Origin of the sequence: Variovorax sp. 38R, assembly GCF_014843395.1 — a bacterium.
GTDB classification, from domain to species: domain Bacteria; phylum Pseudomonadota; class Gammaproteobacteria; order Burkholderiales; family Burkholderiaceae_C; genus Variovorax; species Variovorax paradoxus_H.
On the sequence record NZ_CP062121.1, the window covers coordinates 3,877,862 to 3,891,845 of the forward strand.

A 13,984-nucleotide genomic window follows, 5' to 3' on the forward strand; every position below is an offset into this window, starting at 1 on the left:
CGGCGGGATTTTTTGTGGGCGCTCAATAGGCGCCGTAGCGCCTCTCGATCAAGCCGCCTTCTTCACCGGCGGCAGGTCGGTACACGTCCCGTGCGCCACTTCCGCTGCCATGCCGATGCTTTCGCCCAGCGTCGGATGCGGGTGGATGGTCTTGCCGATGTCGATCTCGTCCGCGCCCATCTCGATGGCCAGCGCGATCTCGCCGATCATGTCGCCCGCGTGCGTGCCGACGATGCCGCCACCCAGGATGCGGTGCGTCTCGGCGTCGAACAGCAGCTTGGTGAAGCCTTCGTCGCGGCCGTTGGCAATCGCGCGGCCCGACGCGGTCCACGGGAAGTGGCCCTTCTTGATCTTGATGCCTTCGGCCTTGGCCTGGTCTTCGGTGAGGCCGACCCATGCCACTTCGGGATCGGTGTAGGCCACGCTCGGGATCACGCGGGCGTTGAAGGCGGCGCTGGACAGCTCCTTGTCGCCCTTCTGCTCGCCAGCGATCACTTCGGCCGCCACGTGCGCCTCGTGCACCGCCTTGTGCGCCAGCATGGGCTGGCCCACGATGTCGCCGATGGCGAAGATGTGCGGCACGTTGGTGCGCATCTGGATGTCGACCGGAATGAAGCCACGGTCGCTCACCGCGATGCCGGCCTTCTCGGCGCCGATCTTCTTGCCGTTCGGGCTGCGGCCGACGGCCTGCAGCACGAGGTCATACACCTGCGGCTCCTTCGGCGCGTTCTCGCCCTCGAAGGTGACCTTGATGCCTTCTTTCGTGGCTTCGGCACCGACCGTCTTGGTCTTCAACATGATGTTGTCGAAGCGCGGCGCGTTCATCTTCTGCCAGACCTTCACCAGGTCGCGGTCGGCGCCCTGCATCAGGCCGTCGAGCATTTCGACCACGTCCAGGCGCGCGCCCAGCGACGAGTACACGGTCCCCATTTCGAGGCCGATGATGCCGCCGCCCAGGATCAGCATGCGCTTGGGGTCGGTGCCCATCTCCAGCGCGCCGGTCGAGTCGACCACGCGCGGGTCCTTCGGCATGAAGGGCAGGCTCACCGACTGCGAGCCGGCCGCGATGATCGCGTTGCGGAACTTGACGGTCTGCTTCTTGCCGGTGGTGTCCCAGCTCGTGCCCGACGTCTCTTCGACTTCCAGGTGGTACGGGTCGATGAAGTTGCCGACGCCGCGCAGCACCGTCACCTTGCGCATCTTGGCCATCGCCGTGAGGCCGCCGGTGAGCTTGCCCACCACCTTGTTCTTGTGGCCGAGCAGCTTGGCGCGATCGACCGTGGGCGCGGCGAAGCTCACGCCGAGGTCGGCGAAGTGCTTCACCTCGTCCATGACGGATGCCACGTGCAGCAGCGCCTTCGACGGAATGCAGCCGACGTTCAGGCAGACGCCGCCCAGCGTGGCGTAGCGTTCGAGGAGCACGACCTTCAGGCCGAGGTCGGCCGCGCGGAAGGCGGCCGAGTAGCCGCCGGGGCCGGCGCCGAGCACGACCACGTCGCACTCGACATCGACCTTGCCGCCGTAGCTGGACGCCGCCACGGGCGCCGCTGCGGCCGGAGCCGGTGCAGCCGCCTTGGGCGCGGGCGCAGCAGCCGCAGGTGCGGGGGCCGCAGCAGCCGGCGCAGGCGCAGCGGCCCCGTCGACTTCGAGTGTCAGCACGACCGACCCTTGCTTGACCTTGTCGCCGACCTTCACAGCCAGCGACTTCACCACGCCGGCTGCCGACGACGGAATTTCCATCGAGGCTTTGTCCGACTCGACCGTGATGAGCGACTGCTCGGCCTTGACCGTGTCGCCGACGTTGACCAGCACCTCGATCACCGCGACTTCGTCGAAGTCGCCGATGTCCGGCACCTTGATGTGTTGTTCGCTCATTTGGACACTTTCAGTTTGAGTGTGAGAACGTCGGCCGGCAGGGCCGAATTGCGATCGAATTCGCAGGCGGCGGCGATGCCCGCCTCCGCCACGTCGCGCGCGTTGCGCGACTTGTTGTCATAGGCCGCGTGCATGGCGCCGAGCGCAAAGCTGCGTCCCGAGCCGATGGCCCAGTACTGCTTGAACTCGAACACCTCGCGGTAGCTGTAGATGCCGTAGATGCCGCTCGGGTTGGCCAGCAGCATCGTGAACTGGCTCGACTCGTAGGGCTCATGCTCGTCTTCCTTGGTCTGCATGAAGAACGAGTCCTTCAGCACCGGATGCAGCCGCGTGAAGGTGTGAAACACCTCGTGCTTGCTGCCGAACTGCAGCGCCTCGCGCGGCTGGGCGGCCAGCGCATGCTGGAGCACCAGCTGGTGCGCGGCGGCGCCCGCCACCGCGAACAGGCTCTGGCCCGCGGCATCCTCGACAGTGAAGATCTTCTGGTTCGCTTCGGCGTTGTGCGACATGCGCGTGTCGCCGAAGGTCACCAGCGAATCGGCCGCCATCGTGACCTGGCCACCCTTTCGGACGGCCACAACCGTGGTCATAGCAGGATGCGACGGTAGTCCGCGAGCACCTGGCCCAGGTAGGCGTTGAAACGCGCAGCCAGGGCGCCGTCGATCACGCGGTGGTCGTACGACAGCGACAGCGGCAGCGTGAGACGCGGCACGAACTGCTTGCCGTCCCACACCGGCTTCATCTGGCCCTTGGAGAGGCCAAGGATGGCCACTTCGGGGGCGTTGATGATGGGCGTGAAGTGCGTGCCGCCGATGCCGCCGAGCGAGCTGATCGACATGCAACCGCCCTGCATGTCGGCCGAGCCGAGCTTGCCGTCGCGCGCCTTCTTGGCCAGGTCGCCCATTTCGGCGCTGATCTGCAGGATGCCCTTCTTGTCGGCATCTTTCAGCACCGGCACCACGAGCCCGTTGGGCGTGTCGGCCGCGAAGCCGATGTTGTAGTACTGCTTGTAGACGAGCTGGTCGCCGTCCAGGCTGGCGTTGAAGTCGGGGAATTTCTTCAGCGCCGCCACCACCGCCTTGATCACGAAGGCCAGCATCGTGACCTTGACGCCCGACTTCTCGTTCTCCTTGTTGGTGGAGACACGGAAGGCCTCGAGCTCGGTGATGTCGGCTTCGTCGTTGTTGGTGACGTGCGGGATCATCACCCAGTTGCGGTGCAGGTTCGCGCCGCTGAGCTTCTTGATGCGCGACAGGTCCTTGCGCTCGACGGTGCCGAACTTCGTGAAGTCGACCTTGGGCCACGGAATGAGGCCCAGCGCCGCGCCGTCGCCACCACCCGCCGGCGCCTTGGCCGCAGAGGCCTTGGTGCTGGCCTGGCCGCTCATCACGGCCTTGGTGAAGTTCTGGACGTCGTCCTGCGTGATGCGGCCCTTGAGGCCGGAACCCTTGACCTCTTCGAGCGGCACGCCGAGTTCGCGCGCGAACTTGCGCACCGAGGGCGAGGCGTGCGGCAGGCTGCCGGTGGGGGCCGACGTCGGCTGGTGAGCCGGCGCAGCCGTTGCCGGTGCTGCGGCCGCCGGCGCAGGTGCGCTGGCGGTCGCAGCGGCGGGCGCGGCAGCCGCGGCCTGTGCCGGCGCGGGCGCCGGTGCTGCGGCAGCACCAGCGGCGCCTTCGAGCACCGCGATCAGGTCGCCGATGTTGACGGTGTCGCCCACCTTGACCTTGAGTTCCTTCAGCACGCCGGCGCCCGACGATGGAATTTCCATCGAAGCCTTGTCCGACTCCACCGTGATCAGCGACTGCTCGGCGGCGATGGTGTCACCCACCTTCACCAGCAGTTCGATGACCGCGACGTCCTTGAAGTCGCCGATGTCCGGCACCTTGATATCGACCGGGCCCGATGCCGCAGCCGGTGCGGCTGCTGCGGGCGCAGGCGCTGCAGCCGCCGGAGCGGGAGCAGCGGCAGCAGGCGCAGCGGCCGGTGCCGGGGCGGCGGCAGCCGCGCCCTCGGCTTCGACCACCAGTACCACCGAGCCTTGCTTGACCTTGTCGCCCACGGCGATCTTGATTTCCTTGACCACACCGGCCGTGGACGACGGGATTTCCATCGACGCCTTGTCCGATTCGACCGTGATGAGCGACTGTTCGGCCTTGACCGTGTCGCCCACCTTCACGAGCACCTCGATCACCGCGACTTCATCGAAGTCGCCGATGTCGGGCACTTTCACTTCCACTGCTGCCATATCGTTGTCTCCCGCCGTCAGGCGCCGTTCGTTCGTTGGTTGTTGATGTTCAAGCGTAGAGCGGGTTGACCTTGTCGACATTGATGCCGTACTTCTTGATCGCTTCCACCACCTTGGCCACCGGCACGGTGCCATCTTCGCTCAGCGCCTTGAGCGCGGCCACCACGATGTAGTGACGATTGATTTCAAAATGCTCGCGCAGCTTGGCGCGGAAGTCGCTGCGACCGAAACCGTCGGTGCCCAGCACCTTGTAGGTGCGACCCTTCGGCACGAACGGACGGATCTGCTCGGCGTAGGCCTTCATGTAGTCGGTCGACGCGACCACCGGGCCGGTCGTGGCACCGAGCTGCTCGGCCACGAAGGGCACGCGCGGCGTCTGGTCGGGGTGCAGCAGATTCCAGCGGTCGGCATCCTGGCCGTCGCGGGTCAGCTCGTTGAAGCTCGGGCAGCTCCACACCGAAGCCGACACGCCCCACTCTTTCTCGAGCAGCTCTTGCGCAGCAAAGCTCTCGCGCAGGATGGTGCCGCTGCCGAGCAGTTGCACGGTCGGCGCTTCTTTCGCACCCTTGGCGGCCTTGACCACCGGGCCCTGCTTGGACAGGTACATGCCCTTGATGATCTGCTCTTCGGTGCCGGGCTGCAGGCCGGGCATTGCGTAGTTTTCGTTCAGCAGCGTCAGGTAGTAATAGACGTTGTCCTGCTTCTCGACCATGCGCTTCAAGCCATGGTGCAGGATCACGCCGACTTCGTGCGCGAAGGTCGGGTCGTAGCTCACGCAGTTCGGGATGGTGTTGGCCAGGATGTGGCTGTGACCGTCTTCGTGCTGCAGGCCTTCGCCGTTCAGCGTGGTGCGTCCCGAGGTGCCGCCCAGCAGGAAGCCGCGGGCCTGCATGTCGCCGGCCGCCCAGGCCAGGTCGCCGATGCGCTGGAAGCCGAACATCGAGTAGTACACGTAGAACGGCACCATGATGCGGTTGTTGGTGCTGTACGACGTGGCCGCCGCGATCCAGCTGGACATGCCGCCGGCTTCGTTGATGCCCTCTTGCAGGATCTGGCCGGCCTTGTCTTCCTTGTAGTACATGACCTGGTCTTTATCGACCGGGGTGTACTGCTGACCGTGCGGGTTGTAGATGCCGATCTGGCGGAACAGGCCTTCCATGCCGAAGGTGCGGGCTTCGTCCACCAGGATGGGCACGACGCGCGGACCCAGGGCCTTGTCGCGCAGCAGCTGCGTGAGGAAGCGCACGTAGGCTTGCGTGGTCGAGATCTCGCGGCCTTCGGCCGTGGGCTCCATCACCGACTTGAAGACTTCGAGCGAGGGCACCGTGAAGCTCTCGTCGGCTTTGGTGCGGCGATGCGGAAGATAGCCGCCGAGGGCCTTGCGGCGCTCGTGCAGGTAACGCATTTCGGGCGTGTCGTCGGCCGGCTTGTAGAACGGCAGCTCAGCGATCTGGCTGTCGGGAATCGGGATGTTGAAGCGGTCGCGGAAGGCCTTGATGTCTTCGTCGCCGAGCTTCTTGGTCTGGTGGACCGTGTTCTTGCCTTCGCCGATCTTGCCCATGCCGAAGCCCTTGACGGTCTTGACGAGCAGCACGGTGGGCTGGCGCTTGTGGTTCTGGGCGGCGTGGAAGGCGGCGTACACCTTCTGCGAATCGTGGCCGCCACGCTGCAGGTTCCAGACCTCGTCGTCGGTCAGGTGCTCGACCATCTTCAGCGTGCGCGGATCGCGGCCGAAGAAGTTCTTGCGCACGTAGGCGCCGTCGTTGGCCTTGAACGACTGGTAGTCGCCGTCGTTGCACTCCATCATGATCTTGCGCAGCGCGCCGTCATGGTCCTTCTCGAGCAGGGCGTCCCAGCCCTTGCCCCAGATCAGCTTGATGACGTTCCAGTTGGCGCCGCGGAACTCGCCTTCGAGTTCCTGGATGATCTTGCCGTTGCCGCGCACCGGGCCGTCCAGGCGCTGCAGGTTGCAGTTGATGACGAAGATCAGGTTGTCGAGGTTCTCGCGCGCGGCCAGGCCGATGGCGCCGAGCGATTCGACTTCGTCCATTTCGCCGTCGCCGCAGAACACCCAGACCTTGCGGTCCTCGGTGTTGGCAATGCCGCGGGCGTGCAGGTACTTGAGAAAGCGCGCCTGGTAGATCGCCATCAGCGGGCCCAGGCCCATCGACACCGTGGGGAACTGCCAGAACTCGGGCATCAGCTTGGGGTGCGGGTAGCTCGACAGGCCCTTGCCGTCGACTTCCTGGCGGAAGTTGAGCAGCTGGTCTTCGGAGAGGCGGCCTTCCAGGTAGGCGCGGGCGTAGATGCCGGGCGACACGTGGCCCTGGATGTACAGCAGGTCGCCGCCGTGGTTTTCGCTCTCGGCGCGCCAGAAGTGGTTGAAGCCGGCGCCGAACATGCTGGCCAGCGAGGCAAAGGAGCCGATGTGGCCGCCGAGGTCACCGCCTTCGGGCGGGTGGATGCGGTTGGCCTTGACCACCATCGCCATGGCGTTCCAGCGCATGTAGGCGCGCAGGCGTTGTTCAATCTCGAGGTTGCCGGGGCTGCGAGCCTCCACGCCGGGCTCGATGGTGTTCACGTAGCCGGTGTTGGCCGAGAACGGCATGTCGACGCTGTTCTGGCGCGCATGTTCGAGCAGTTGTTCGAGCAGGAAGTGCGCCCGCTCGGGCCCCTCGCTCTGGATGACGGAAGACAGTGCATCCATCCATTCACGCGTTTCCTGGGCGTCCGCATCGTTTGCGGCCGAGCCGAACAGGTTCTCGGGATTTGCCGACATGCTTGTCTCTCCTTTTAGGGCTGTGGCTGTAATTTAGTGCGCTGGGCACCGAGCGCGCCGGAGTTTCGCATAGAAGTTTCCCTATTTCAAATAGTGCTTGTTGATTTCTTATTATGAAATATCAATGCAGCACGTCCCCCGCAGGGCCTCTTCGCCGGGAGGGTCATCACCTAAACTCCGCCCATGCCCCTCTCCTCCCCGCTCGCGGTCGCCCGCAGTGCCGTCAAAGCCTCGCCGCTGTCCTGGTGGCGCACGTGGTGGCGCAAGCAGACGCCCGTGCTGCAGGACGCCGTCGCGATGCTCGCGCCGATGGCGGCCGTGCTGTTGTTTCTCGCGGCCATCGTGTCGGCGTTCTGGTACCTGCGCACTGAAGAAGTCGAGCGCGAGCAGGAGTCGGTGCGACGCGATGTCGAGTACGCGCAACAACGCATGCGCCTGCGCTTGCTGGAGCGGCAGGAGCAGCTGATGCGCATCGCGCGCGATGCGTCCAACCGCGAGATCGACCCGGTCGAATTCACGAGCCGCGCCGAGTCGCTGGTGAGCCAGTTCCCCGAGCTGCAGACCATCAGCTGGATCGACGACCGGCGCCGCTTCAAGGCCGGCTACGCCGCGCCCAGCGTCCATCCGGCGCAGCAGCACCTGATCGGCGACGTGCTGCGTCCCGGCGACATCGAAAGCAACTACGCGCTGGCGCGCGAGCTGCGCCAGCCGGTGTACTCGCAACCCGTGGCCGGCGGCGAGCCCGCCGCGATGCTGCAGCTGCACATTCCGCTGTTCGACCAGGGCCTGTTCGCCGGCGTCGTGCTCGGCGAGTTCTCGATCGACGGCCTGCTGCGCTACGGCATGCCTTCCGAAGTGCAGGCGCGCTACGCCGTCTCGCTGCTCGACGCCAAGGGCAACGTGATCGCCGGCAACACCACGCCGCTGAAGAGCAGCGGCACCCGCCTGCTGCCCTGGACCGAAGCCACCAACGAATACGAAGTGCCGGTGTCGCCGGTGGGCAATGCGCTGATGCTGCGGGCGCAGGCCTATCGCACCTCGCAGGGCGTGGTGGGCAACGGCCTCTTCTGGCTCGTGTGCGCGCTCAGCGTGATGACCAGCTGGATGCTGATCGGCACCTGGCGCCACACGCGACGCCGGCTGCAGGCGCAGCAGCGGCTCGTGGCCGAAACCAACTTCCGCCGCGCGATGGAAAACTCCATGCTGACCGGCATGCGCGTGCTCGATCTGCAAGGCCGCATCACTTACGTGAACGCCGCGTTCTGCGCCATGACGGGCTGGAGCGAAGACGAGCTGGTCGGCCAGACGCCGCCCTTCCCGTACTGGCTCGAATCCGACCGCGAGGTGATGAACGAGCGCCTCGAAGAAGAGCTGCACGGCCGCGCCCTGCCCGGCGGCTTCCAGGTGCGTGTGAAGCGCAAGAACGGCAGCGTCTTCAATGCGCGCCTGTATGTGTCGCCGCTGATCGACGCGCGCGGCCACCAGACCGGCTGGATGACGTCGATGACCGACATCACCGAGCCGACGCGCATCCGCGAGCAGCTGTCCGCCTCGTACGAGCGCTTCACCACCGTGCTCGAAGCGCTCGACGCCGCCGTGTCGGTGGCGCCCATCGGCAGTGAAGAACTGCTGTTCGCCAACAAGCTGTACCGCCTGTGGTTCGGCTCCGACACCGTGGGCCATCTGGGCATGGTGGCGCAAGCGGGCGTGCCGCCGTCGAACGCGCACGACGAAGGCCTGGACGATGTCGACCCCTATGCCGGCCTGCCGATCGACACCTTGACCGCCGCCCAGACCGCGAACAACGAAATCTTCGTACCGCACCTGGGCAAGTGGCTCGAGGTGCGCTCGCGCTACCTGACCTGGGTCGACGGGCGCCTGGCGCAGCTGGTGATTGCCACCGACATCACGCCGCGCCGCGACGCCGAAGAGCAAGCCGCCGCCCAGGCCGACAAGGCTCAGGCCGCAAGCCGCCTGATCACCATGGGCGAAATGGCCTCCAGCGTGGCGCACGAGCTCAACCAGCCGCTCACGGCCATCGCCAACTACTGCAACGGGATGATGTCGCGCATCAAGGGGCAGACGATCGACAACGACGCCCTGCTGGCTGCACTGGAGAAGACCTCGAAGCAGGCGCAGCGCGCGGGCCAGATCATTCAGCGCATCCGCTCCTTCGTGAAGCGCAGCGAACCCAACCGCACGCCGGCCGATGTCGCCACCATGGTGAGCGAGGCGGTCGAACTCGCGGGCATCGAGCTGCGCCGGCGCAACGTGCGCCTGAACCACTACGTGGCCGCGCGGCTGCCGGTGGTGCGCGTCGACCCGATCCTCATCGAGCAGGTGATGGTCAACCTGCTGAAGAACGCGGCCGAGTCCATCGACATCGCCGACCGCCCGCTGGCGCGCCGCAGCGTCGAGCTGCGCGTGCTGCCCAAGGTGATCGAGGGGCAGAATGCCATCGAGTTTTCGGTGCAGGACACGGGCAAGGGCCTCTCGCCAGAAGTGATGGACCGGCTCTACGAGGCCTTCTTCTCCACCAAGCCCGAAGGCATGGGCATCGGGCTCAATCTGTGCCGCACCATCGTCGAGTCGCACCGCGGCCGGATGCAGGCAGAGAACATCTACAATGGCCCGGATGTGATCGGATGCCGTTTTTCCTTCTGGATTCCGGTGTTGGACGCTATCAGTTCCGTAGCAAGCGACGAGGCAAAGGTACCTGCATGAGTTTGATTCCGAAGAAGGGCACGGTCTATGTCGTCGATGACGACGAAGCCGTCCGCGATTCACTGCAATGGCTGCTCGAAGGCAAGGACTACAGAGTCCGCTGTTTCGAGTCCGCCGAATCCTTTCTCTCCCGATACGACCCGCGCGAAGTCGCCTGTCTGATCGTCGATATCCGCATGGCCGGCATGACCGGCCTCGAATTGCAGGATCGACTGATCGAACGGCGCTCTCCGTTGCCGATCGTGGTCATCACCGGCCACGGCGACGTGCCGATGGCGGTCGACAGCATGAAGAAGGGCGCCATGGATTTCATCCAGAAGCCGTTCAACGACGAAGAACTCGTGTCGCTGGTCGAGCGCATGCTCGAACACGCACGCGGCGCCTTCACGCAGCACCAGCAGTCGGCCAGCCGCGACGCGCTGCTGTCCAAGCTCACGGGCCGCGAGGCCCAGGTGCTCGAGCGCATCGTCGCCGGCCGCCTGAACAAGCAGATCGCCGACGACCTGGGCATCAGCATCAAGACGGTGGAAGCGCACCGCGCCAACATCATGGAAAAGCTCAACGCCAACACCGTGGCCGATCTGCTCAAGATCGCGCTCGGGCAAGCGGCCCCAGCCGCCAAGGCCTCCTGAGCTGCAGCTACCCCTCCGATAGCCACGCACCTTCCCCACGCCTGCGCAAGCGGGCGTTTTTACTTGGAAAATCAAAACCGATGACCGCCCAACTGATCGACGGCAACGCCCTCGCCAAAACCATCCGCGCCGAGGTGTCCGGCCGCACCGCTGCGCTGAAGGCACGCGGCGTGAACCCGGCCCTGTCCATCATTCTGGTCGGCAGCGATCCGGCGAGCCAGGTCTACACCAAGCACAAGGTCAACGACAGCACCGAAACCGGCCTGCAGGCCACGCTCGAGACCTACCCCACCGACCTGAGCGAGGCCGACCTGCTGGCGCGCATCCGCGCCCTCAACGACGACCCGAAGGTGCACGGCATCCTCGTTCAATTGCCGTTGCCCAAGCACATGGACAGCCAGAAGGTCATCGAGACCATCTCGCCGGCCAAGGACGTCGACGGCTTCCACGTGGCCAGCGCCGGCGCGCTGATGACCGGCGCCCCGGGCTTCTGGCCCTGCACGCCGCACGGCTGCATGAAGATGCTCGAATCGATCGGCTACGACCTGCGCGGCAAGCACGCCGTGGTCATTGGCCGCAGCAACATCGTCGGCAAGCCGATGGCCATGATGCTGCTCGCCCAAAGCGCCACCGTGACCATCTGCCACAGCGCCACGCAAGACCTGGGCGCGATCACGCGCCAGGCCGACGTGATCGTCGCCGCCGTGGGCAAGCTCGACCTGCTCACCGCCGACATGGTGAAGCCCGGCGCGGTCGTCATCGACGTGGGCATGAACCGCAAGGCGGACGGCAAGCTCGCCGGCGACGTCGATTTCGACGGCGTGAAGGAAGTGGCCGGCTGGATCACGCCCGTGCCCGGCGGCGTCGGCCCGATGACGCGCGCGATGCTGCTCGTCAACACCCTTGAAGCCGCCGAACGCGCCGCCAAGTAATTTCCATGGCCATGACGAACAACCCCCTCCTCGACTTCACCGACCTCCCGCTGTTCGACCGCATCCAGCCCGCGGATGTGTCGCCCGCGGTCGACACGCTGCTGGCCGATGCCGAGGCTGCGCTGCAGACAGTGACGGCGCCTGAATTCCCGGCCGATTGGCTCGCGATCTCCAAGGTGCTCGACGTGGCCTCCGAACGCTTCAGCCGCGCCTGGAGCGCCGTCGGCCACCTCAATGCCGTGGCCGACACGCCGGAGCTGCGCGCCGCCTACAACGAGGCCATGCCGCGCGTGACCGCCTTCTGGACCCGCCTGGGTTCCGACGAGCGCCTGTACGCCAAATACAAGGCCATCGACCCGGCCACGCTCAACCCCGAGCAGCGCCAGGCGCACAAAAATGCCGTGCGCAACTTCGTGCTCGGCGGCGCCGAGCTGCAGGGCGAGGCCAAGCAGCGCTTTGCCGACATCCAGGAACGCCAGGCCGAGCTGAGCCAGAAGTTCAGCGAGAACGCCCTCGACGCCACCGACGCCTTCGCGCACTACGCGCAGTTGGGTGAACTCGACGGCGTGCCCGAAGACGTGGTGAGCGCCGCGCGCTCGGCCGCCGAGGCCGAAGGCAAGCAAGGCTACAAGCTCACGCTCAAGATGCCGTGCTACCTGCCGGTGATGCAGTTCGCCAAGAGCAGCGCGCTGCGCGAAACCCTTTACCGCGCCTACGTCACGCGCGCCAGCGAACTCGGCGATCCGAAGTTCGACAACACCGCGCTCATCACCGAGATCCTCGCGCTGCGTGAAGAAGAATCGAAGCTGCTTGGCTACAAGAATTTCGGCGAGCTCTCGGTCGTGCCCAAGATGGCCGAATCGCCGGAGCAGGTCGTCAAGTTCCTGCGCGACCTCGCCGCCAAGGCCAAGCCCTACGGCGAACGCGACTTGGCCGACCTGCGCGCCTTCGCTGCCGAGCAGTTGAACCTCGTCGATCCGCAAGCCTGGGACTGGGCCTACGTCGGCGAAAAGCTCAAGGAAGCGCGTTACGCCTTCAGCGAACAGGAGGTGAAGCAGTACTTCCCGGCACCGAAGGTGATGGCCGGCCTGTTCAAGATCGTCGAGACGCTGTTCGAAGTGTCGATCCGCCGCGACAGCGCACCCACCTGGCACCCGAGCGTCGAGTTCTACCGCATCGAGCGGGCCGGTCAGAAGGTCGGCCAGTTCTACCTCGACCCCTCCGCCCGCGCCGCCAAGCGCGGCGGCGCCTGGATGGACGACGTGCGCGCCCGCTGGCTGCGCCCCGACGACGGCGTGCTGCAAACGCCCGTCGCGCAGCTGGTGTGCAACTTCGCCAGTGGCGTCGACGGCAAGCCGCCGCTGCTCACGCACGACGACGTGACCACCCTCTTTCACGAGTTCGGCCACGGCCTGCACCACATGCTCACGCAGGTGAACGAGCGCGACGTCTCGGGCATCAGCGGCGTCGAGTGGGACGCGGTCGAGCTGCCGAGCCAGTTCATGGAGAACTTCTGCTGGGAGTGGGACGTGCTCAGCCACATGACGGCCCACGTCGACACCAGCGAGCCGCTGCCGCGCGCGCTGTTCGACAAGATGACCGCCGCCAAGAACTTCCAGAGCGGCCTGCAGACGCTGCGCCAGATCGAGTTCTCGCTGTTCGACATGCTGCTGCACACCGAACACCAGGCCGCCGCCGCCCCGACGGGCGCCGTGATGGCGCTGCTCGGCCAGGTGCGCGCCGAAGTGGCCGTGATGCCCTCGCCGCCGTTCAGCCGCACGCCGAACACCTTCAGCCACATCTTCTCGGGCGGCTACGCGGCCGGCTACTACAGCTACAAGTGGGCCGAGGTGCTGAGCGCCGACGCCTACGCGGCCTTCGAGGAAACCGTGGGCGCCAATGGCGAGCCGAACATCGAGACCGGCCGCAAGTACCGCCAGGCCATCCTCGAGGCCGGCGGCAGCCGCAGCGCCATGGATTCGTTCAAGGCGTTCCGGGGTCGCGAGCCGCAGCTTGATGCGCTGCTGCGACATCAGGGCATGGCTCAGGCCCAGCCCGCTTGATACGGCGCTGAAGCTTGCGATACTCGGGAGGATGTATCCGACTTTTTACAAACTCCCCTCGCGTCGCCTGATCGGCCTGGCCGTCTTGCTGCTTTCGGCGGCTGCCAGCGTGCTGGCGCAGCCGGTCTACCGCCAGGTCGACAAGAACGGCAAGGTCACGTTTTCGGATCAGCCCCCCGTGGTCACCAACGCGCCAACGGGCGGGCCGCAACCGGCCGGCGTCAATGCACCGGCCAACAGCGGGCTTCCGTATGAACTGCGTCAGGTGGCGCAGCGCTACCCCGTCACGCTGTACAGCGGCGAAAGCTGCGGCCCCTGCAACGAGGCGCGCACGCTGCTCACCACGCGCGGCATTCCCTTCGAGGAACGCACCATCAAGAGCAACGAGGACGTCGAGGCCCTGCAGCGCCTGAGCGGCCAGAACGCGCTGCCGCTGCTGACCGTCGGGTCGCAGCAGCTCAAGGGCTTCTCGGATGTGGAATGGTCGCGCTACCTCGATGCGGCCGGCTACCCCAAGAGCAACAGCCTGCCCGCCGGCTACCGGCCGCCCGCCGCGCGCCCGCTCGTTGCACAGCAAGCCCCGGCGGCAGCAGCGCCCCGTGCGGCCGATACGCCTCTGCAGCCCCCGAACCCCGCGCCGGCTCCGCCTTCGAACGCACCGGGCCCGAGCAACCCGGCCGGCATCAGGTTCTAAAGAATGACGGGGGCCTTGGCCCCCGTTTCGCATCGCCGCC

9 protein-coding genes are annotated in these 13,984 nt (G+C 66.2%); 5 read left to right on the top strand and 4 right to left on the bottom strand.

Features of this window, described 5'->3' with window-relative positions; genetic code table 11:
* Positions 1-48 precede the first annotated feature (48 nt).
* Genes lpdA through aceE form a run of 4 tightly spaced genes read right to left on the bottom strand, consistent with a single transcriptional unit; the run spans position 49 to position 6,899 of the window.
* On the bottom strand, positions 49-1,875 hold the full coding sequence (lpdA, locus tag IG196_RS17900) for a dihydrolipoyl dehydrogenase (RefSeq protein ID WP_192192193.1): 1,827 nt from the start codon (positions 1,873-1,875) through the stop codon (positions 49-51).
* The gene (locus tag IG196_RS17905) at positions 1,872-2,465 is read right to left on the bottom strand and encodes an MFS transporter (RefSeq protein ID WP_099790114.1); all 594 of its coding nucleotides are present in this window, start codon (positions 2,463-2,465) and stop codon (positions 1,872-1,874) included. The genes lpdA and IG196_RS17905 overlap by 4 nt, the downstream gene beginning before the upstream one ends.
* Complete coding sequence (aceF, locus tag IG196_RS17910; protein ID WP_192192194.1) at positions 2,462-4,120, bottom strand: dihydrolipoyllysine-residue acetyltransferase; 1,659 nt, start codon at positions 4,118-4,120, stop codon at positions 2,462-2,464. The genes IG196_RS17905 and aceF overlap by 4 nt, the downstream gene beginning before the upstream one ends.
* 49 nt (positions 4,121-4,169) lie before the next feature.
* Complete coding sequence (aceE, locus tag IG196_RS17915) at positions 4,170-6,899, bottom strand: pyruvate dehydrogenase (acetyl-transferring), homodimeric type (RefSeq protein WP_192192195.1); 2,730 nt, start codon at positions 6,897-6,899, stop codon at positions 4,170-4,172.
* A gap of 183 nt (positions 6,900-7,082) precedes the next feature.
* On the opposite strand from aceE, the gene IG196_RS17920 reads away from it, so the two are divergent.
* From IG196_RS17920 to IG196_RS17940, 5 genes are all read left to right on the top strand, one after another.
* Positions 7,083-9,623 (top strand): PAS domain S-box protein, encoded by a 2,541-nt coding sequence (locus IG196_RS17920; protein ID WP_192192196.1) that lies wholly within the window; start codon positions 7,083-7,085, stop codon positions 9,621-9,623.
* Positions 9,620-10,255, top strand: coding sequence for a response regulator transcription factor (locus tag IG196_RS17925; RefSeq protein WP_056580071.1), 636 nt, complete (start codon positions 9,620-9,622; stop codon positions 10,253-10,255). The genes IG196_RS17920 and IG196_RS17925 overlap by 4 nt, the downstream gene beginning before the upstream one ends.
* Before the next feature lie 80 nt (positions 10,256-10,335).
* Positions 10,336-11,187: a bifunctional methylenetetrahydrofolate dehydrogenase/methenyltetrahydrofolate cyclohydrolase FolD gene (gene folD, locus IG196_RS17930; protein ID WP_192192197.1), complete on the top strand. Its 852-nt coding sequence runs from the start codon at positions 10,336-10,338 to the stop codon at positions 11,185-11,187.
* A 5-nt stretch (positions 11,188-11,192) separates the two neighbouring features.
* Complete coding sequence (locus IG196_RS17935) at positions 11,193-13,250, top strand: M3 family metallopeptidase (RefSeq protein WP_192192198.1); 2,058 nt, start codon at positions 11,193-11,195, stop codon at positions 13,248-13,250.
* A 31-nt stretch (positions 13,251-13,281) separates the two neighbouring features.
* Entirely contained in the window at positions 13,282-13,944 is a 663-nt protein-coding gene (locus tag IG196_RS17940) for a glutaredoxin domain-containing protein (protein WP_192192199.1), read from the top strand.
* Positions 13,945-13,984 lie beyond the last annotated feature (40 nt).

Coding starts and splice junctions, on each gene's coding strand:
- lpdA (WP_192192193.1), bottom strand. CDS start 1,875: ATGAGCGAACAACACATCAAGGTGCCGGACATCGGCGACTTCGACGAA.
- IG196_RS17905 (WP_099790114.1), bottom strand. CDS start 2,465: ATGACCACGGTTGTGGCCGTCCGAAAGGGTGGCCAGGTCACGATGGCG.
- aceF (WP_192192194.1), bottom strand. CDS start 4,120: ATGGCAGCAGTGGAAGTGAAAGTGCCCGACATCGGCGACTTCGATGAA.
- aceE (WP_192192195.1), bottom strand. CDS start 6,899: ATGTCGGCAAATCCCGAGAACCTGTTCGGCTCGGCCGCAAACGATGCG.
- IG196_RS17920 (WP_192192196.1), top strand. CDS start 7,083: ATGCCCCTCTCCTCCCCGCTCGCGGTCGCCCGCAGTGCCGTCAAAGCC.
- IG196_RS17925 (WP_056580071.1), top strand. CDS start 9,620: ATGAGTTTGATTCCGAAGAAGGGCACGGTCTATGTCGTCGATGACGAC.
- folD (WP_192192197.1), top strand. CDS start 10,336: ATGACCGCCCAACTGATCGACGGCAACGCCCTCGCCAAAACCATCCGC.
- IG196_RS17935 (WP_192192198.1), top strand. CDS start 11,193: ATGGCCATGACGAACAACCCCCTCCTCGACTTCACCGACCTCCCGCTG.
- IG196_RS17940 (WP_192192199.1), top strand. CDS start 13,282: ATGTATCCGACTTTTTACAAACTCCCCTCGCGTCGCCTGATCGGCCTG.